The sequence below is a fragment of the Thalassoglobus neptunius genome (assembly GCF_007859735.1).
Classification (GTDB): Bacteria; Planctomycetota; Planctomycetia; order Planctomycetales; family Planctomycetaceae; genus Thalassoglobus; species Thalassoglobus neptunius.
Genome location: NZ_SIHI01000014.1, coordinates 1 through 19288 on the forward strand (window position 1 = coordinate 1; position 19288 = coordinate 19288).

Genomic DNA, 19288 nt, shown 5'->3' on the forward strand with positions numbered 1-19288 from the left:
CAGCTTCTGCAACACCTCAGCCAGCGACTTTCCTGCCGCCAACATCGCTTGCCCCTCCTGCAACAGCTTCACAATCTGCTCAGGCTTACGTCGTCGTCGCTTCGTCATCAAAGTCTCCTCGAACCAAAATCGGTCGGTTGACTCTCATAACATCTGGATCAGAAAATGGGGAGCACGCCAGTGCTGCGATTCGTTCCTCAGAGAATTCTACATGCTGACTCCGATCTTATCTCCTTTCAACTCTTTCAGATGGCGGCGAAACACGGAAAGAGTCTTTTCACTGACATGATGTTCGATTCCCTCGGTGTCGATTTCGGCAACGTCGGGAGGAACTCCGATTGCGACAAGGTATTCGAAGACCACATGGTGCCGCTCACGAGACGTTCGAGCCAGAGTCACGCCGTCCTTGGTGAGTTCGATCGGGCGATACGGTTCCGTTTGAACGTAGCCCTCTTTTTGAAGGCGGCTGATGATGCGCGTCACTGTCACATGAGAAACGTCAAAGCGTTTGGTCAGGTCGACGACCCGACACTGCTCCTGATCTTCAATGATTTCGAAGATGGCTTCCACGTAATCTTCTGCCGTTTCCGTGGCATGGTCTTTTCGAGTTCGACGATGTCGATCAGCGATTTTGCGTGGATTGTTCATTCGCGGCTGTGAGTCTTCCGGATAGTCGAAGCTGATTTTCCTGTCGTTGAAACGTCTTCAGTCCCTTTTCGGCGTTTCGTTGTTCAGCGTCGGCCATCGACCGTTCTCAACGATACAGATCGGGGTTGAAGAATCGATCCTCAAACAGATTTCCTCGTATTGAATTTGCCCCGACCGATCGAAGGAAACCGCGTCGAGCGAATCTTCATTCGAGTCCCTGAAAACCGATTCGACCGGTCATCGAACTCTCATCAAGAACGATAACCGAAAGAGTGCAAAATCTAAACCGGAATCCGTTGAGCAATTTGCACAGATTCAAATGGCCCGCGGGTTCAAACTTGGCCGTACTTCGCCAAATCCAAGAAGGCATTTTCGGTTCCACTCAAACGAAAACATCTCTCGACGGGATGAATGTTTCCAATCGAGTCACTCACCAACGCCCGAGCTGGCAATCAGACGCAGCATATAATCGAGAACCCCGACTGTGTCGACTTCGGTGAGCACTTCGATATTCTGCTTCCAATGCGGAACAGGTCGACGATCGAAGACGGTCATTCCCCGCGTCAGTTCGCCGGTCAGTTCGACATCACAAACCATCGGTCGCTGCTCAAACAGCTCGCTGTGAGAAATACTTGCCACAGCCATTACTTCGGGGAGAAGAATTCCTTCTCTCCCCAACTGAGTGCGACTGATCCTCAATGCGAACGGGATCAACTCGTTCAGCAGTCGTCCGAGCCGGGAAAAACCATCGACTCCGAGTTGGCTGTATTGATCGAAACTCAATTCGAATTGATGAGAGGTATCGAGCGGAAGGAGTGTTTTATTCGCTGGAGACGTGAGAATCGCTTTGGCAGCGACGGGATCGGCGAGCATATTCAACTCAGCACACGCGGTCACATCTCCGCCTGCGGAAACAGATCCTCCGAGGATGCGAAGTTGTTTCAACTCGCTTAAGAACTCGCTGGATCTCTCAAACGCCCCGAGAACATTCGTCAGCGGTCCGAGAGTGAGCAATGTCAGTTCACCCGGATGAGCGCGAACAAGTTCGACCATCAGCTTCACGGAATCTGTCGGTTGATGAAGAGGAGCGGCGATCGGTCTACAATCTCCGAGACCGCTTTCTCCGTGGCCACTCAAAATCCCTGAGAAAACGGGAGAATCTTCGACTCGGAATGACTTCCCGTTCGACCATCCCAAACGAGGCCAGAGGGGCGGATCGACCATGGAAATAATCGTTTGCAGGTTTCGAAATGCCTGATCCCCGGAAACCAGCCCCGCACAAGAGGTCAACGCCACCACTTCAATTTGTGGGTCCATGAGTGCCAGTGTAATCGCGACGGCATCCCCAATTCCAGGATCCGCATCGATAATGACTTTGTGCCGCACCGACATGCATCCTCCATCTCAATCATGACAGTTCAATTACCCCGATGACATCAGCAGCGTCGCATCAGGATCGTCATTTACTCTCAACCTTTTCGCATCAATGTCAAGAGCGCGCCCTACACGATAGGAAATATTGCCAAGGTGACATGCTGTGCTGACAAGACTTCCTGCTTCGATAGACGCCCGCGAAGAATCGCCAACTCTGATCGATTGCACAAAAGATTGAAGTGCGTTCCGCTTGAATTCGCTCGATCCGGCGAATCGTTCATCGCGATTTCCGTAAACCTTCCAGCCACTCCGATCGACGACGAGAGTCCCGCGCTCGCCATAGAACGCCGTTCCCGATGTTCGACCTTCAATCCCACGAGTGCCCCATTGCCGATGTTCCCAGACGACATCAACCGATGGATATTCATAAGTAACCGTCAACGTGTCAGGGGTCTCTCGATCGTCCCGAAACGTTCGAATTCCGCCGGTCGATGAAACACGTTTGGGAAGGCCAAGCTTGAGTGCCCAGAAAGCGAGATCGAGATTGTGTGTCCCCCACCTTCCGAGCTCACCAGCCCCGTAATCCCAGAACCAGTTCCAGTCGCTATGAAAGCGATTTGCGGTAAATGGCCGGTGTTGTGCTGGCCCAAGCCACCGCTCGTAATCGACCCCGCGTGGAGGAGTCGATTCTGCACAGTAGCCAATCGACTTTCGCTGATGGACAGCCCATGCACGAGCAAGCGGAACCCGCCCGAGAAATCCCGACTGAACAAGTTCAACTGCTGACTGAAAATGCGCCCCGTATCGCTGGGGGAGGCCAGCCTGAACAACGCAGGAAGACTTCGCTGCCACCCGCCGAATTCGATCGACATCTTCGACGGTATGAGCAGTAGGAGTTTCGAGATAGAGATGGCGACCACTTTGAAGAACGTCGACCGCCTGCTGGGCATGCCAATGATTCGGCGTCGCGATGACAACTGCGTCCAGATCGGGACGCTCCAGCATCATCTGATGATCGGAAAACGCCAGTGGACGAGAGTTCTGAATCTCTTTCAAATCGGCCTGACCGGTCGACAGACGAGCAACATCAACATCGCAAATCGCTGTGACCTGAACGTCACCCATTCCGGCAAACGATTTCGCCAGTTCAAGCCCTTGATCTCCAAGCCCGATCACTCCGACCTGAAGGCGATCAACCGGAGATCGTACGTCCTTCAGCCCCATCATTCCGACGGTCAAACACGCAGCATTGCGAGAACTCGATTCCAGAAACTCTCGTCGAGAGTAAGAAGATTGTTCGCCAGCGGGCACCGTCATTTGACTTTCTTTGATTGGTGAAGACGTTGTCTCACACAGGCCGTTGACGTACGGATTTCCTGAGACGACATTCCGCTTCACAGTTGAGGATGTCTGCTTCGCCGGTCGTCCGTCTTGTCTCCATATGATTGAATAACCGCTCCCGTCGTGATTGGACTTGAGCGGCCGATTCACATCAAAATCATACCATCTGTTTTGATCGAGGACTACGTCCAATTTGCCGGGCTGACGAAATCCCGATTTCCGCGAACAATATTTTCGGATTCAAAGACACTTCACTCAACTGCTGTTTTCGCATCCTCTTGTGGAATGTAGTTCAACGTGTAATAGGCTTCAGGATGGAGGACCGGCAGTCCGTCGGCATTGCGCACCCCGGGCAACTTCAATTCATGCACATGACCACGTTGAAGGCCGTCAACTTTCAGTCGTACGCTCAAACCATCGTCGCTGACGGTCGCTGACTGAATCTCTGGAAGCGTCTGATCAACTTCTGGACTCCCGTAGCTGGACTGAAAAATATAGGTATACGTTTCAAGCGTGTACGATTCCGGATCGCCCGCCGTCGATGGATCCACAGGTTGAGTGAATGTCAGCTCGAAACCATCGGATTGAGCATTCATCGAAAGAATTTCGAAAGGGACTTTTCCTGTCCAATTGACCCGTTCAACCGCGAATGGACTCTTTCCTCTTGATCCCCATCCGCGATTCGTCCCTCCGACGAACATCACACCATCGGGAGACAACTCCACGCCCAGCGTTCCCGATCCGAACCCTTCCAGAAACGGGATACAGCACCCCTGATAGTGACCGTCGACTTTTTCCAGAACGACACGCATAACCGTGCTGAATGTCTGATCTCCGACGAAAAGTTGACCTTCGAATGGTCCAAATTTCCCGTGCGAAAGGTCACACGCAATTCCGCTCGCCGATTGCCCCATTTTCTTATACGGAAACAAAACAGCTGGGGGTTCGTACTCGGGAATCTTCTCTGCCTCGACGACAAATCGGCTGCCCGACTCCGGTTCTGCCGGGCGCGGTCCCATGACGTCTTCCGCGAGCCGGTACCACTCGAATCCTCCGGGATGTCCCACGAACTTCCCCGGGATCAGATGCTTCAACGCAGAGGTCCCATTCCATGGCCCCTGATTATCTGTATAGAAAATTTCCCCGGCAGCATTGGCCCCCATTCCCCCCGGCGAACGAATTCCACTCGTCGTTGGAATCATCTTTCCTTCGGGCGTCACACGAACACACCATCCCCGGTATGGAACTTTGCTCGAGAACGACCCAGTCAAGCAGAGCGTAATCCAGAGATCTCCCTCGCGATCAAACTTCGATCCGAACGCATACTCGTGGTAGTCCCCGGAAATTTCCCAGTCGTCGCAGACAACTTCGAATTCGTCCGCTTTGCCATCTCCATTCGAATCGCGCAATCGACTCACATCGGAGCGCTGGACGACATACAACCATCCATCTCGCTCCGCCATGCTGAGAACTTCGTGAAGCCCATGAGCGAACCGTTTGAACTGCGATGCTTTGACTTCACTCGCAAACGGATCGGTCACAATCCAGATTTCGCCACGTCGCGACGCGACCGCTAATTTGTCGTCGTCCAGAAGCTGAAACGAACTCGCTTCGAGAACTACACCTTCGGGGACTTCGAAACTTGTGATCGGGTAATAATCACTCTCCTTCGGATCGTCCGCCAGAACGAAATTCGCAACGACAAGTGAGCAAACAAGTCCACACAAAATCCGTCGCATCAGTCCCTCACATCAAATTGGAAAAGTGACCGCTTCATCCCAACAAGCCAGCTGTCCTCGATCAGTAACCGAATCCATTCTTGCGAAGATGCACGAACGGCTTCTCCGAGGAAACGCTCTCTCCCGGCTTACCTTCGGTAATCTCAACGACGTAAACGGTATGGTCGCCCGCATCGACGGAAGACCGCACCCGCCCTGCCAGCCATCCCAATGAGCCGTTCAGGACGGTGAGCCCGGTACTCGTTTTCTCGGTAGCGAGTCCTTCGAATGCGGGTTCTTCCGGTTCGAAGCCTTTTCCAAAATGGGACAGCAACTGCTTCTCGCTCTCCGCTACCAAACTCACCGCGAGATCGGACGACTCTTTAATCCAGTCGTTGAGATAGCGTTTCTTGTTCACCGCCACGGTCATCGTCGGAGGTTCAAACGACGACTGCTGAACCCAGCTCGCCAGCATTCCCGTTTCGAGGCCGTCTCCGTTTTGAGCTGTCAAAATGAAAACGCCACTCGGAATTTTCCCCAAAACCGGGCCAATATTTTCAACGTTCACAATCCGTCCTCAATGTGCACCAGTCGTGACAATCAATTTGTTTGCCGCAAATAGTAGGCAATCGAACGTCACTTGGCAGCGCAACAACGTTGCGAACGTCACAATTCTCGCAATCGTTCCTCAGAGGGGATCGCCACGCATCACGTTTCCGGCTTTTTGATGCATTTTTTCAACATCGCCTCAGAAAAATCGGCGCACCAAAAAAGGGTGAACTAAAGAACCAGTATTCAAGAAAGCATCCCCTTTGTCTTTCTGGAGAAATCGCGCCAGTGAGGTTCACCTCACCAGCCCGAAATTTCCAACAACCTCAGGACCATCATGAAGATGTCTCAGAACAACCGAATCGCCTCTGTTCTCAACGATCAGACCACTGACGAGCCAACTCCCAAAGACATCGCAATTGAGTGCGAAGCAATTCGTTCCAACTGGACTCCGGAAGTCCAACGGCGACGCGAGATCATTCGTCGGTTCGATCAATCCAGCCGGCTGTTCGAGGCAAATCTTCGGTTCATCGAGTTCCTGATCCAACGCTCTGAAACAACAAACTAAGCCAGAATCCAACTGGCGTGGCCGCGACGAGAATCAAACCCAGAGCCGGACAGGTTGCCCCGCGCAACCTGACGACTGAAAAAACTGCGTGCCCTGAAAAACTGCGTGCTTTGAACACCCTGCTCTCAACAACGCGCAATGCACCAGAGTGTTGCAAGAAGTTGCACGTCAAAACGCAGTTTGCCAGGGTTGTGGAACCAGATCAGAATTCATCGTTCGAGTCACCATCGCCAGTCTCAACGTCTCCATTGATTCCGTCACCGTTCGCTGTCGCGTCATCACACGAATAGTGAAGGACAATGCTGGCCAACCCTTTCTTCAGGTCAATCTTGGAGATTTTGACGCGTTCGCCAGACAGCCCGGTGCGTGACTCAATGTCCTGTAAAAGCTCTCGCTCGTTTCCGGGACTGAGCAGAGCAATGTTGTCATAGACAATGTTGCACTTGCACTTTGGTGCGCTAATCAGTGCCTGCTCAAGAAAGAAAGCGGCCGAGAGAATGATTCCATTCATCGCCGCCAGTTCTGCATAGCTCGTCTTCTTATTGGAGAGCGCATTGATGACCGCAATCCCGACAACCACGAACAGGTAGGTCATCTCTTTCACTCGAATGGCATCCGTGCGATATCGAATGATTCCGAAAATCGCGAACAGCCCCAGCGCCATCCCGATTCCCAGGTCCAGCTTCTTCAGCGCAAAGCAAATGAAGAAGATCATGACGTTCAACAGCAGGAAGCTGAAGACATAATCAGCACTCCCTTTATGACGTCGATAGCAGAAGGTCGTCAGCGATAAAACGACGACAATGTCGATTGCGAAACGGACCAACATCTTGATGAGGTCATCGTCAAACAGCGGGATCTCAAGGAATTCCATTGGGTAGCGGTTCTTAATTCAAACGACAAAAAATGTTGTTTTGTGAGACGTCAACAGGCTGTGTGAGCGAACCGTCGAGTTCCCACAAGAAAACGGTTTCGAGTGAGTGGACAGGAAGACGAAATCGCTCACAAGCCAACACTGCGAGCGAACCTTCGTCCTTGGAATGAATGGATTGGAACAGCGGCGGGGGCAATGAGTCAGAAGTCGATTCGCTCGCGAGAACGCTTCGAAACCAACAATGCCGGTCGGTCGTCGCCACTGTCCCAATCAAAAGAGGAAATCTTCAATCGCTAAATCGCCAGTTGCTTCATCGAAGCGACTGTTGCGTCGACGTGTCTTTCGGCAAGTTCTTGATCACCTCCAGACCGAGCAGATAGTCAGCACGCTGTTCACAGAACTGCTTTAACTCGCCATTCTTCATATCGGTTGCACGTTGAAATTCTTCGAACGAAGCCAGTTTTCGCGTGTCCTGTCGAACCTCGCGCTCAATCAGTTTACGGGATGAATCGACATGCGGTCCCAGGTAATCCCAATCGAGATACTTCGCCGCAATGAGACGGACATACTGCAGGTAACGGGTTCGTAGTTCTTCGTTGGCGAGAAGCTTACTTCTCAGAGGAAACCGATCGCTGTCGAGTCCAACGAGTGGATCGAGCGTCACGCTTGGTCGTTCTCCACCACCGGGAGGACCAAACCCTCGCCCGCTTCGCCCGCGACCTTCTCGATCTTCGAATCCGGGAGGAGGTCCACCATCCTCAGGTCCACCGAATCCGCGTCGGTCACCAAACTGATCTCCACGCCCCCTCTGTCGATCACCATCACGTGGACCGCGATCTCGAAAATCAGGACGCCCAGGGCCATCTCCACCAGGAGGGCCGAACCCCAGGAATCCACCATCCGGAGGGCCACCGGGACCTCGTCCCTGATGATCATGGAATGCTTCGTTCATATCGTGTGGGAGAATATGGAACTTGCCATCTCGATCCTGATAGATGTTGTAATCGCTGGCTCGTGTCCAATATCCGTCGCTGTTCACGAGAGCCACATCGACCGCAAGAAACCAGAGGACACCATCGATATCGAGAATCCCCTCGAGTTTCTCCGGAAGGTCCTGTTGAGGCGTGGTGTTGAGCACTTTGCAGAGATGAATCAGATCTCGCCAGGCATCTTCATCGTCATTCGATTTCATTTCGTAGCGTTCACGGTAAGGTTCGATCTCTTCTCCGAGATACCTCAGACCTGCATCGCCATTCGGACTTCCACTCACTTTCCAGCGAGTCCCTTTCTTGGTGTCGTAAAAATCTTTGAGGAAGTCTTTATTGAACTGTTGTGAGTTCGCATAAATTCCCCAACTGCGGCCGTTAATGACCACCTTCATGAAGTTAACTTTGGGAGTGGCAAGCTTTTCACCAGCGATGTGTGAGTACAACAACGAACTCATCATCGAAGCATCACCGTTGCAGTTCAGCAGATTCATTGTTCGGTATCCGTTCAGACGCTGCTTGTCATGAATGAAATCGATCGACAAATTCAGCGACCGCTTGCTTCCTTCCGGGATCATGAAGAACGAAGACGACCCGCGAAAACTGACGCCGATTTCAGGATAGGTTTCCTCGTCAACAATCAGAGTCGCTGGGATCTCAACATCGGTCGGCTTAAACGCAGCCATTTCCTGTTCCCAGTCATCACTTTCGAACTCAATGAACAGCGTTCGCAGCACATTGGGATCATACAAGTCCGCATCTTCAATCACGTCAACATTGTTCACATTCACGCGGGGACCCGGAGATCCTTCTGGCCGCCCTCCCCGTCCGCGACCGCCACCCGGAGGACCACCTGGAGGGCCACCGAAACCGCCGGGACCACCACGTCGATTCCCTCCCATTGTCTCCCGCATTCTCTCCATTGCCCGGAGCGCTGCCTTCCGCTCATCCGCGTTGAGCCAGCCATCTCCATTCGCATCAAATCTGTCGACGAGTTCGATGTCCGGGGCATTGGGACCGCCCGGTGGTTGTGCTTGTAAATTCGAAACCGACAAGCCAACCGCAAGGGTCAGCAACGGAACAACATAAGTGCGCAGTGGAATCATGGAAAACCATTCTGAGAGTGGATGGAATGCGTGCATCGAGCAGCGAAATCGACTCAAGTCGAACGCAGAGGATTTCAAACGCTTCGTTTGCCGACGAACATCAAAGTCACCAAATCAGACGTTGATATCCGCAAGGCATCTCGTGAAGACGATTCCTGAAGATGCTCCAGGACGCGAGATTCGCAGGATTGGCGCAGGAGCACCCGAGTTGCGAGCGAGACAGCAATCTCGTCTTCGTCTTCAGTATGTAAACGCAATCCAAGCCAGAAAGTTTCGACCGCCACCCTGAAAAAAAGAAGATTTCATGAAATCTTCAAGATTCGTGACGAATGCGCAGCCACTGCCCCCAAAGAAATCACCCCACAACTCAGCTCAACGCCACTCACTTCCCCGACAACAAGGTCGCCAGGGTGCCATGCCCTCAAGTTCTTTCTGCAATGCCACCCAGCCTGGGATCATCGCTGGTCCATCTTTTCTGCTTGACAGAATACTTGCGTGGGCCGATCGAGTAGATCGAGCCGGGACCGGCGTGGGGGTCGTTGTAGTAAGCGTTCAACTGGCCTTTGTAGATATGGGCGTTGGGAGTGGTTCCGGTGGTGCTGCGTTCTTCACCCCAGGCATCCACAACGTAGCGATCGGTTTCGACGTTGGTGTTGTCGGTGAGTGCCATCGTGTTGGCGGTGCCGTCGAAGTGGTAGAAGGTGGAAGTGCTCTCTCGCTGCTGGCTGACCATCTGAGCATACACCGCTGGAACGTAGGTCAGTGCGGTGCTGTTCTTTATCGCACGGCAAATCGCTCACGCACTCAGAGGAAAGCCGTCAGTCAGCCCAAGCGTAGATACCAGCATGAAGGCGTTTCACGAATGGCTGGCAGAGTGAGAGCAGCGGCAACGGGAAGGGCTGATGCCGGGCAGCGATAGCAGACTCAAGGAGATGTCACCAGCGAAACCGTTGCCGAAGGACTCAGCATTCAACAAGAGATGGAAGCAGAAGCCCAAGCCATTGCCAGCAGCCGCGCCCTTGTTCAAACCGTGGACGCCTGCACAACCGGCCAACTTGCAACCCCTCAAACCTGCACAGCCTGCGAAGCAAATAGGCGCCCCTTTCCGTCTGTTTCGATTATCCCATCAGTGAAAATGAGCGTCCCGTCTTCACTTCTTTCCACACCCAATAGCAATCTGCAACCGGGAGCTTTCCAAATCAACGTGTCGAGATTGCGAATCATGAGTTCGAATGGTCCTAACACACTTGCAACAGTTTCTGAATAGACCAGCAACGCCAATGTGCATTTTCCGGCCAAAGTTCCCTTCGCCCACAAGGCCGCTTCATCGTCGGTAGAATTAGCCCAATCCAGTGTTTTGTAACGCACGTTTTCCCAGTCGATGATTGAAGTTGTCGCCATCGATTGAATTGGGAAGTGGTTCTCCAAATAGTGAAATGCCAATTGTGCGAATTCGGCTGGCAATACTTCCAGGCCACTGGAGTGAACCAAACCACGAACATGCTCCTCGTCAACAAAGCTGCTCATCGTTAAACCTCCTAATTACCAAAGCCATGCTTGAGCAGTTCGATGTATTCATGCCATGTACCGCCCACGATCTCAACAGCACCGTAGAGCCAGTCCTTCCGTTTAGTTCCACCGGTTCGATCCCACCAGTTGACGTGGTATCCCTTCTTTGGGTCCCAGTCCAACCGCCATCCACGGAGTCCGTCTTTTGACTGCCTGCCAACAACCCACCCCTTTTGAGGTCCAACGTCCGAAACAAACTGAACCGAGTCGTCGCCGAGGCCAGCAAGTTCGGCCGCACGACGCCGAGCTGCAAGCGAATCACCTACTGATTCAAGGTGTTCGGTGCCTTTCTTTAGTCCTCTTGCTGCCGCACTTTTTTGGGCTTTCCTCCAAGCCCAAAATCCTAACGGTGAAGCAGCGAGCAACGCTTGCCAGTATTCCTCTTCTCCAACGTGGTACGAAGTGGTGACGGCCCAGCCGGCGGGGCTCCATTCGATGATACCCTCGACGTACATTTGTGCAAGGATCGCCGACTGCGCAGCACCAGTTTGAATGCCGGCTTCGTATGACTTCAAGGTCTGTTTGAATTCAGAATCTGAGAAGTCCGGATTGAGAAGCCGTGACATCAGGGCCTTCCGCATCCCGTATGATGCATCCCCGAATGATTGAACGAGTTCCTCGTAGAGTAGCTGCGCTGCGACAACGACGTTGGCAGTTGGTGTACCGTCGAACAGATTGTCGTCTAACTGGATCTTGAACGAATTCGTGTTCCGGTCCCAATCAGTGTCCGAGTATCCTGACAACTGCCAGAGGTCCTCGACAACAATGGTCTTCCCGGTGGAATGCCACGCCTTCAAAAGTGTTACAGCGTCATTGCCGTGTGTCAGGACGAACAAGGACAGAATCTGCCGTTCCTGTTCTCGGGTAATCCCCTGGATGTGGCGAGTTTCTCCGTAAATGAGGGATTTCTGTTCGGCTGTCAGTTCCGGGTACTCCAGCATTCCACTCGGATCGGTGGCGTTGACTGGGTTATTTGAAACGTATAGATACTGGTCTCCGTTCGATTCGATCGGATCTTCGCTTTTGAATCGCCCTGACAGAGCATCGTATGGGCGATTTGGCAATTGGTAGATCGAATCGCCAGGTCCGGCGTCGGGGTCGCGGTGGTAGGCGAGGAATTCCCCTTTGTAGATGTTGGCGTTGGCAGTCGTGCCGGTGGAACTGCGGAGTTTACCCCAGGCGTCAAGAGTGTACTCATCCGTCGTCGTTTCCGAGGCGTCGGTCAATTCGCTCGTGTCGTGGATACCGTTGAAGTGATAGAAACTCGAAGCGGCATCGCGATGCTGGCTCACCAGATGCGCGTACGGGAGTGGGATGTAAGTGAATTCCGCTTCGACGGTTCCGAGATCATCCCGTTCCTGGAGCACATTGTTTCCGTCGTACGCTTTTCGAATCGCCTCGGACACCGTGCACTCCTTTGCGTTGATGAACCGCAAAGTGTGAACAAAACCAGACTTTCACAAAACCTCAGTTTCCGGATAGCCTCTCAGTCTTCCAAAGTTGCTCAGTGACGCCGGCTATTTCACCCTGCTCACTGGGAAGTGGCATATCGGCGAGTCGGAAGGTATGCGCCCGCACGACGTCGGCTTTGATGAATTCTACGGATACTACCCGGCTCAAAAAGAGATCTCTCAGCGTGTCGACGCCCGGCGCTTTCCCGGCCTCGTTCTCAACCCAGACCGCCTCGCCGCATTCGAAGCGGTCGGACCTTCGGATTATCTCACACATGGCTTTAAGGGAGGTCGCACCGAGGAACTACAGCAGATCATGTCAACGGAGGACATGAGTAAGGCAGATCAGGTGCTAGCAGACTTCACTGTGAAGCGAATCGAAGAACTCGCTGCCGGGGAAAAGCCGTTCTTTATCGAGCACTGTATTATGAAAGTCCACTGCGACAACTTTCCCCACCCTGATTATGTCGGCAAGAGTGAAGCGATGTACCCCTACAAAGACAGCATTCACGAGGTGGACGCCCAGGTCGGCGAAATCATGAAGGCGCTCGACGACACCGGGGTTCTAGAAAACACGCTGGTCTTCTTCACTTCGGACAATGGCCCGCAAATGGACGGTTGGCCCGATGCAGGATACACGCCGTTCCGCGGTGCGAAGGGGACGACTTGGGAGGGCGGCGTCCGCGTTCCGGGCATCGCCTACTGGAAAGGTATGATCGCACCTGGCCGCACGAGCGACGGGTTATTCGATCTAATGGATCTTTTTGGCGTCAGCCTCAAACTCGCTGGTATCAGCACCGATGCGCTGCCGGATGGAAGATACTACGATTTTATAGACCAGACCTCTTTCCTGCTCACCGATGGCGGTCGATCAAGCCGTGAAGCCGTTTACTTTTGGTGGGGCAAGGAACTTATGGCGTGCCGCATGAAGGAGTATAAGGTCCACGTAAAGGTCGTGATGGCCCAAGCCCCGCACATGCATATCGACCTCGCAACCGTTCACGACGTCGGACTCGCCCCATGGTTCTTCAACCTCTACCTTGACCCAAAGGAAGAAATGACCGTTGGACATCGCCTGGACCCATGGATGGCGACTGTGCTCGGCAAGCTAAAAGCCCATGGTGCCACCTTCAAGAAGTACCCAGCCAAGGATATCGGACTGTGATACTTACTCACTGACACAGCGAGTCCCGTAGACTGCGACATGTCTTAGAAAATCACCAACATATTTGGATGCGCAGCGATCGTCGATCCGAATCCGTGCAAGCGTTCTTCTTCAGAATCGTCACACACAAGCGACGGTCAATTCTGACAACGGAAACGGGTCGTCTCGTTGCTTACGTGAAGCGATTGATCGCGTTCGCAACGATCACCCATTTCAGATTGCTGCGATCGTCCTGTTACCGGAGCATTGGCACGCAGTCCTTGACCTCCCAGACGGCAACCGTGCCGCGACGAAGAGGACCTGAAGCGATGTGCGGATGACGTTCATGGTCATCCGCACATCGTTGTGTCACATAGGGAGAGTACGCTCCAAACCGGGGACATGCGAACACCTGGCACGGCGATGAATTGGCAAATGCAGAACTTCCTTAACAAAGCTGGGACGTGTCCCAGCCTACGGGACTTTTCGAGTTCTTCGATGGCCAGAGTGCAACGCCAACTTTACAATCCAACGACGATCAAAGCATGCCCACGCGAGCGAGGGCATGGCACCCATCACCCAAGATCTTTCTACAATGCCTCCCAGCCTGGTGTCGACAGCGACAAACGGTTGGTCTTCCGATCAATTGGCCACCGGGACTGGAAACGGATGATGATTTTGTCGTCGGATGGTGTTAGAAACCTGACGGTGAAGCATCTTGTTGCTACGCAACCCAGCCGATCTCGGCCGGGCCACCCAGCGGGGCAACTTTTCACAGGAAGCGAAAATCAGCCAAGCATTCAGGTTTCGCTGCTAACGAACACTGATCAAAAGGACCAACAATCCCTTGCCATTCCTTCCACGGAAGCGGTGTGGTAGAAACCGAACGATTCCCGTTTGGCACGAACACCCAGAACTAAAATGTCTCAAAACGAACCTGATTCACAAAGTATCGATATCTCCCTATTCCCAGAAATAATGCCCGAAGACTATCTAGACAAGGAATTGGCATCAGATGAAATCTGGTGGCCACCTCGAACTGATCAGAAAGTAAGGGGGCGACTCGCCTACAAAGACACAATCAATTTGTCACTTTTCTCAGCCGTGGACACTACAGACGAACCTGTGATTTTCGGCAACTCGAACAAATTTGGCCGATGCACAATCTTTGAAGCATACAGCAAAGAGAACGACAACCACTCGCTTCCTGCCCCTAGTTCCCGTTTTCAAGCGACGTACGCAATCCTCGGAGTACATTGTGAAAGTCGAGAAGAACCGATTTTCAACAACATCTCGTTTCACTTTCCGGAGCTTTGTTATTTCCTTGAACATGACGCATTTTCCACCGAACGACATCCTGATGGAAAATCGACCACCACATACACGCCTCAGCAAAGTTTTCGCACATCTATTCTAGACGATAGCTGTACTGTCTACATCGGTTCAGGAATGTCTGAACTTGGGGGCGGAATGGAATCTCTAACACTTATCCATCGGCCTTCGATTTCTTTCTACTTCAAGTCGCCTGAGTCTTTCAATGGTATATTAAGCCTTTCTGATAAGGTAATACGACTGTTTACGCTTCTCCTTGGTAAACGCACTTACCTAACCGAATTTAACTATGCCTGCCCCGACCCAATGATGAGTGAACAGATCTTGCAGCGTCGGTCTCGACCCCCGAAGCCAGAATGGTGTTTTCCAATCGCACTTCTAAACCGAATTAAAGCTTATTGGCCAAACTTGCTTGAGAAATGGTTGGGAAATGAGGACATTCACACAACTGCCCTTCTGTTGCATCATGGAATGTCAGATGAGGGCTTCCTCGAGGATAGGTTTCTCTCGCTTGCACAAGCTTTGGAGACGTACTGCAGACTAAATCAGCCAGACAATCAGTATATGGATGAAGATTCTTACCAAAAGATTCAACAAAAGCTTCTGAACTCGTTACCGGAAGCTACTCCCCGGTCATTTCGACAAAGCTTTACACACAAGCTGAAATTCGCCAATCAGTTTGGACTCAAAAAGCGAATCAAATTGGAACTCGATGGATTAGACGACAAAACGGTTCGATTGTTCTGTCTGGATAAGTCGAAATTTGCCGACAAGGTTGTGGCGACTCGAAACTGGCTGGTCCATCAGGGGGAAAGAGAACCATCCCAAACATTCAGCAATCATGAGCTTTTCCCAGCCGCGATGAGCTTGCAAACGCTCATGCTGATGCTCATCTACAAGTGGCTTGGATGCCCAGAACATGAAGTTCGTCAATGGCTGATGGACTCCGATCAACTGAACAAGTTTAACTTGGTGCATCACGAACTACGTAAGGGAAAAATTGTTTCCCCAATTGCCTGACATGACTGAATCGAGAGGTGGGTTTTCGCTCCATCAGTGTTCCGGGGGTGGCAACGGATGTTGAAAACCAACTCATTGCGGCTGAATTTCCCAGTTTTACAGCAACTCTGCATTCGCAACTTTGATTTGGCACAGATGCTATGCCCTCGCTTGCGTGGGCATGCTTCGCCACATCACATTCCAGTCTCGAATCCTGAAGTTGGTCAATTCGGGTGAGGTCTTCGCTCATTCCTTCGTCGCGAGAGAGTCCCCCGTTTAGAGCAGTCGTCGCGCAGCGCTAGACTCGAGCGTTGCGGGGATCGGTTTGGCGTCTCACAGCATCTTCAGAGCTGTCCTCTTTGCTTAGACAGTCAGGAACGCCAGTTTAAATTCTATCGTCAGGACGCTTGATTTTATCGACTAAGAGATCGCTGGGCGGCTCGGGTATGTCTTGTCCGGGCCGCCCGGCGGGAGCACTGTCGATCAGGCCAATGTAAAGACGAATTCGCCATCTTCGCCGACGTCGACGGTGGCTTGATTGGTCTTTGTTCCTTCCGCCATGCGTGACAGGAATTCGGCGGACATTTGGGGCAGCATGGAGCCGTTGAGAATTTTGTCGACGTTTCGAGCACCGCTGTCGACTTCTGTACAGCGACTCACGATGTGATCGAGAACGGCATCGGTCCAGACGAGTTCTGCTCCGTGATGTTCAGCGACCCGGCGTTTGACTTTACCAAGTTTCAGCTCCGCGATCATTCGGAGAATTTCGTCCTTAAGTGGGAAGTACGGGACGATGTTCATACGACCGAGGAACGCTGGCTTGAACGTCTTGAGAAGTTCCGGATGAAGGGCTTCGGCCAGTGCTTCTGGACCGGGCATCAGTTCTTCGTCGGCACACAATCCCATGATGGTGTCTGTGGCTGCATTTGAGGTCATCAGAATGACGGTGTTCTTGAAGTCGATATCTCGTCCTTCGCCGTCTTTCATGTTTCCCTTGTCGAACACTTGATAGAAGATGTCCTGAACACCGGGATGCGCCTTCTCCATTTCATCCAGCAAGACGACACTGTAAGGCTTGCGGCGAACTGCTTCGGTGAGAACACCTCCCTCGCCGTAGCCGACATAACCGGGAGGGGATCCCATGAGCAGAGAGACTTTGTGTTCCTCTTTGAACTCACTCATGTTGATCGTGGTCATGTTCTGCTCTCCACCGTAGAGCAGTTCCGCGAGTGAAATCGCAGTTTCGGTTTTTCCCACACCACTCGGTCCGACGAGGAAGAAGACCCCGATCGGTCGACTTGGATCCGTCAGATTCGCACGAGATGTTTGAATACTCTTCGTGATCGCTTTGAGTGCGTGATTCTGGCCGACAACACGTTCTGCCAGTCTCTGCTCCAGCTGGAGGATGGTGTTGATCTCATCGCTGACCATTCGCCCGACAGGGATCCCGGTCCATGACGACACAATTTCTGCAACAGACTGACTATCGACACAAGGCTGCAGGAGCGGCTCTTCACCTTGCAGTTCTGAAAGCTCCTGAGTCAGTTTCTCAAGATCCGCCAGAAGCTTTTGACGGTCGTCATCGGAGAGTTCTGCCTGCTCCGTCGCTTCTGTCGTCGAGGATTTTTTCTCGCTTTCTTCACTCCCGGGCGGAAGGACAAGATCTTCGAGAGAATTTCCGGACAGCTGAGCCCGGATTTTTCGAATTGATCCGACGAGTTCGCGTTCCTTCTCCCAGCGTTCCATCAATTCGTCGTAGCGAGCGTGACACTCTGCTTTGACCTTTTTGAGGCTTTCGACTTTCTCTTGATTGTCCGCTCCGATCGCTGCTTCGCGTTCGAGTGACTCGATCGCAACCGCTGTTTGATCGATGGTTCGTTGACAGTCTTCGATGCTGGCAGGAGTCGCGGTGTGGCTGATGGCAACACGTGCACATGCTGTGTCGAGCAGACTGACGGATTTGTCGGGAAGCTGACGTCCGGAGATATATCGGTTGGACAACCGCACGGAGTCTTCAATCGCTTCGTTGAGGATCTCGACATTATGATGGGACTGCAAAGTCGCAGCGAGTCCACGCATCATGTTGATGGCCTGTTCCTCGCTGGGCTCTTCAACTTTGACCACCTGGAAACGACGAGCGAGGGCGGCATCGCGTTCGAAGTATTTCTTGTACTCAGCCCATGTCGTCGCGGCGATGGTCCGAAGTTCTCCGCGAGCCAATGCAGGCTTGAGCAGATTCGCAGCGTCCCCTTGCCCGGCCTGTCCCCCTGCCCCGATCAGCGTGTGGGCTTCGTCGATGAACAGAATGATCGGCGTGACCGAGCGATTGACTTCTTCAATCACCGACTTGAGTCGGTTTTCAAACTCCCCTTTTACGCCTGCTCCTGCCTGCAAAAGGCTGAGGTCGAGCGTTCTGACTGCGACGTCTCGCAGGGCTGGCGGAACATCTCCTTGTGCAATGCGGAGCGCGAATCCTTCAACGACCGCCGTCTTTCCAACTCCCGCTTCGCCGGTCATGATCGGATTGTTCTGCCGTCGCCGCGTGAGAATATCGACGATCTGCCGAATTTCCCGATCACGCCCAAGCACAGGATCAATCTTGCCGTTGCGAGCCCGATCGGTCAAATCGATTGTGTATTGATCGAGCGACGGAGTTTGCGATGGCCCTTTTCCTGGCGTCGGACCGCCAGATGCCCCTTTGGCAGGCTCTGTATAGCCAGCTTCGATGGACTCGGACGTGATGTCGAGAAAATCTTTCGCGAGCGACTCTGAGGAGATATTCTGAAGCTCCGGCGAAACGCCTCGGGCGATCTGACTGAGCGAACTATCATCCAGCAGCGCGAGAACCAGATGTCCTGACCGAGTTCGAGGGGCTGCGTAATTGACGGATCCAATCACCCAGGCTTCGCGTGCGAGATCAACGACATGCTGAGACAGCACTGGCTGACTCGAATTTCCGGTCTTAAATTTGTCGATCGCCTTCGTGAGATCAATCGTCAATCGAGAGATGTCAACGGAGAAGGCATTGCAGATGGCGGCGAGATCGCTGTTCGGAACTTCGAGAAGTTTCAGCAGCCAGTGTTCCACTTCCACATTGTAGTGCGTTCTGGAAAGACAGAGTCCAGCTGCCGCTTCAAGCGTTCGCGTGGCTGTGTCGTTCAGCTTTGCGATCAATGGTTTTAATTGAAGACTTGCCATGGTGCCGCCCACTATTCGAGTGATGAAAATCTGAGAGCGAGTTGCTCGTGCGAGTGAGTGTACACCAAATCAGAAAATGCACTAGTTTGGAAGTGGATCTAACAGTGAGTGAATCGCAGAGTTTTCGAAAACACTCAGCGATTCGATGTCTGCAATGAAGTTATCTGTCGAGCATGTCACGTCTCTCTTTGAAGAGGCTTAGATGCTCGGGGTGTTCGTAAAGTTAGTTCTTGCGAGTCGGCGCCTGACCATTCGACATGTTCTCTGTTGACGGGAGTTTCTGGCAGGATTTCCTCCCATCCACTGATCGTCGCTGTCATGGTCTTGTGTGACCGCCTCAAATTCAAGTTTCAGCCGCCATGGTCAACTTATTTCAACGTTGAATTTCTTCACTTGTCGTGTGCATCGTCCTTCGTCTGATGTGCCTCAAA

General features: G+C 52.6%; 13 protein-coding genes and 1 pseudogene. 3 read left to right on the plus strand and 11 right to left on the minus strand.

The genetic code is table 11. The features are described 5' to 3' along the window. Positions 1-207: 207 nt before the first annotated feature. The 5 genes from mntR to KOR42_RS17020 all read right to left on the minus strand — a co-directional run bounded on the left by mntR (position 208) and on the right by KOR42_RS17020 (position 5649). On the minus strand, positions 208-648 hold the full coding sequence (gene mntR / locus KOR42_RS17000; protein ID WP_146511045.1) for a manganese-binding transcriptional regulator MntR: 441 nt from the start codon (positions 646-648) through the stop codon (positions 208-210). A gap of 426 nt (positions 649-1074) precedes the next feature. Next, positions 1075-2040, minus strand: a complete 966-nt coding sequence (locus tag KOR42_RS17005; protein ID WP_146511046.1) for a nucleoside hydrolase — start codon at positions 2038-2040, stop codon at positions 1075-1077. A gap of 30 nt (positions 2041-2070) precedes the next feature. Then, the gene (locus KOR42_RS17010; protein ID WP_146511047.1) at positions 2071-3339 is read right to left on the minus strand and encodes a Gfo/Idh/MocA family protein; all 1269 of its coding nucleotides are present in this window, start codon (positions 3337-3339) and stop codon (positions 2071-2073) included. Between the two features lie 275 nt (positions 3340-3614). Next, positions 3615-5102, minus strand: a complete 1488-nt coding sequence (locus KOR42_RS17015; protein ID WP_146511048.1) for a DUF7133 domain-containing protein — start codon at positions 5100-5102, stop codon at positions 3615-3617. 61 nt (positions 5103-5163) lie between these two features. Continuing rightward, positions 5164-5649: a flavin reductase family protein gene (locus tag KOR42_RS17020; protein ID WP_197441288.1), complete on the minus strand. Its 486-nt coding sequence runs from the start codon at positions 5647-5649 to the stop codon at positions 5164-5166. Between the two features lie 324 nt (positions 5650-5973). Between KOR42_RS17020 and KOR42_RS17025 the strand changes: the two genes are divergently transcribed. Continuing rightward, positions 5974-6198 (plus strand): hypothetical protein, encoded by a 225-nt coding sequence (locus KOR42_RS17025; protein ID WP_231740974.1) that lies wholly within the window; start codon positions 5974-5976, stop codon positions 6196-6198. 202 nt (positions 6199-6400) lie between these two features. Here KOR42_RS17025 and KOR42_RS17030 read toward each other — a convergent pair whose 3' ends face one another. The 5 genes from KOR42_RS17030 to KOR42_RS17050 all read right to left on the minus strand — a co-directional run bounded on the left by KOR42_RS17030 (position 6401) and on the right by KOR42_RS17050 (position 12139). Beyond that, positions 6401-7072 carry a DUF4956 domain-containing protein gene (locus KOR42_RS17030; RefSeq protein WP_146511051.1) on the minus strand — a complete coding sequence of 224 codons (672 nt, stop codon included), beginning with the start codon at positions 7070-7072 and terminating at the stop codon, positions 6401-6403. Between the two features lie 310 nt (positions 7073-7382). Beyond that, positions 7383-9164 carry a CotH kinase family protein gene (locus KOR42_RS17035; RefSeq protein WP_146511052.1) on the minus strand — a complete coding sequence of 594 codons (1782 nt, stop codon included), beginning with the start codon at positions 9162-9164 and terminating at the stop codon, positions 7383-7385. Between the two features lie 421 nt (positions 9165-9585). Continuing rightward, a complete protein-coding gene (locus tag KOR42_RS17040; protein WP_231740975.1) occupies positions 9586-9897 on the minus strand; it encodes a hypothetical protein in 312 nt (103 codons plus the stop codon). A gap of 332 nt (positions 9898-10229) precedes the next feature. Then, a complete protein-coding gene (locus KOR42_RS17045; RefSeq protein ID WP_146511054.1) occupies positions 10230-10691 on the minus strand; it encodes a hypothetical protein in 462 nt (153 codons plus the stop codon). Positions 10692-10702: 11 nt separating this feature from the next. Then, positions 10703-12139, minus strand: a complete 1437-nt coding sequence (locus tag KOR42_RS17050) for an RHS repeat-associated core domain-containing protein (protein ID WP_197441289.1) — start codon at positions 12137-12139, stop codon at positions 10703-10705. Positions 12140-12218: 79 nt separating this feature from the next. On the opposite strand from KOR42_RS17050, the pseudogene KOR42_RS17055 reads away from it, so the two are divergent. Both KOR42_RS17055 and KOR42_RS17065 read left to right on the plus strand, forming a co-directional pair. Further along, positions 12219-13349: pseudogene (locus tag KOR42_RS17055) on the plus strand (sulfatase-like hydrolase/transferase); the annotation flags it as partial. A gap of 900 nt (positions 13350-14249) precedes the next feature. Further along, positions 14250-15680 (plus strand): ApeA N-terminal domain 1-containing protein, encoded by a 1431-nt coding sequence (locus tag KOR42_RS17065; RefSeq protein ID WP_146511057.1) that lies wholly within the window; start codon positions 14250-14252, stop codon positions 15678-15680. Positions 15681-16142: 462 nt separating this feature from the next. Here the strand turns inward: KOR42_RS17065 and tssH are convergent, their stop codons facing one another. Further along, positions 16143-18857 (minus strand): type VI secretion system ATPase TssH, encoded by a 2715-nt coding sequence (gene tssH / locus KOR42_RS17070; protein ID WP_146511058.1) that lies wholly within the window; start codon positions 18855-18857, stop codon positions 16143-16145. Positions 18858-19288 lie beyond the last annotated feature (431 nt).

Coding starts and splice junctions, on each gene's coding strand:
- KOR42_RS17025 (WP_231740974.1), top strand. CDS start 5,974: ATGTCTCAGAACAACCGAATCGCCTCTGTTCTCAACGATCAGACCACT.
- tssH (WP_146511058.1), bottom strand. CDS start 18,857: ATGGCAAGTCTTCAATTAAAACCATTGATCGCAAAGCTGAACGACACA.
- KOR42_RS17005 (WP_146511046.1), bottom strand. CDS start 2,040: ATGTCGGTGCGGCACAAAGTCATTATCGATGCGGATCCTGGAATTGGG.
- KOR42_RS17045 (WP_146511054.1), bottom strand. CDS start 10,691: ATGAGCAGCTTTGTTGACGAGGAGCATGTTCGTGGTTTGGTTCACTCC.
- KOR42_RS17015 (WP_146511048.1), bottom strand. CDS start 5,102: ATGCGACGGATTTTGTGTGGACTTGTTTGCTCACTTGTCGTTGCGAAT.
- KOR42_RS17030 (WP_146511051.1), bottom strand. CDS start 7,072: ATGGAATTCCTTGAGATCCCGCTGTTTGACGATGACCTCATCAAGATG.
- mntR (WP_146511045.1), bottom strand. CDS start 648: ATGAACAATCCACGCAAAATCGCTGATCGACATCGTCGAACTCGAAAA.
- KOR42_RS17040 (WP_231740975.1), bottom strand. CDS start 9,897: ATGGTCAGCCAGCAGCGAGAGAGCACTTCCACCTTCTACCACTTCGAC.
- KOR42_RS17035 (WP_146511052.1), bottom strand. CDS start 9,164: ATGATTCCACTGCGCACTTATGTTGTTCCGTTGCTGACCCTTGCGGTT.
- KOR42_RS17010 (WP_146511047.1), bottom strand. CDS start 3,339: ATGACGGTGCCCGCTGGCGAACAATCTTCTTACTCTCGACGAGAGTTT.
- KOR42_RS17065 (WP_146511057.1), top strand. CDS start 14,250: ATGTCTCAAAACGAACCTGATTCACAAAGTATCGATATCTCCCTATTC.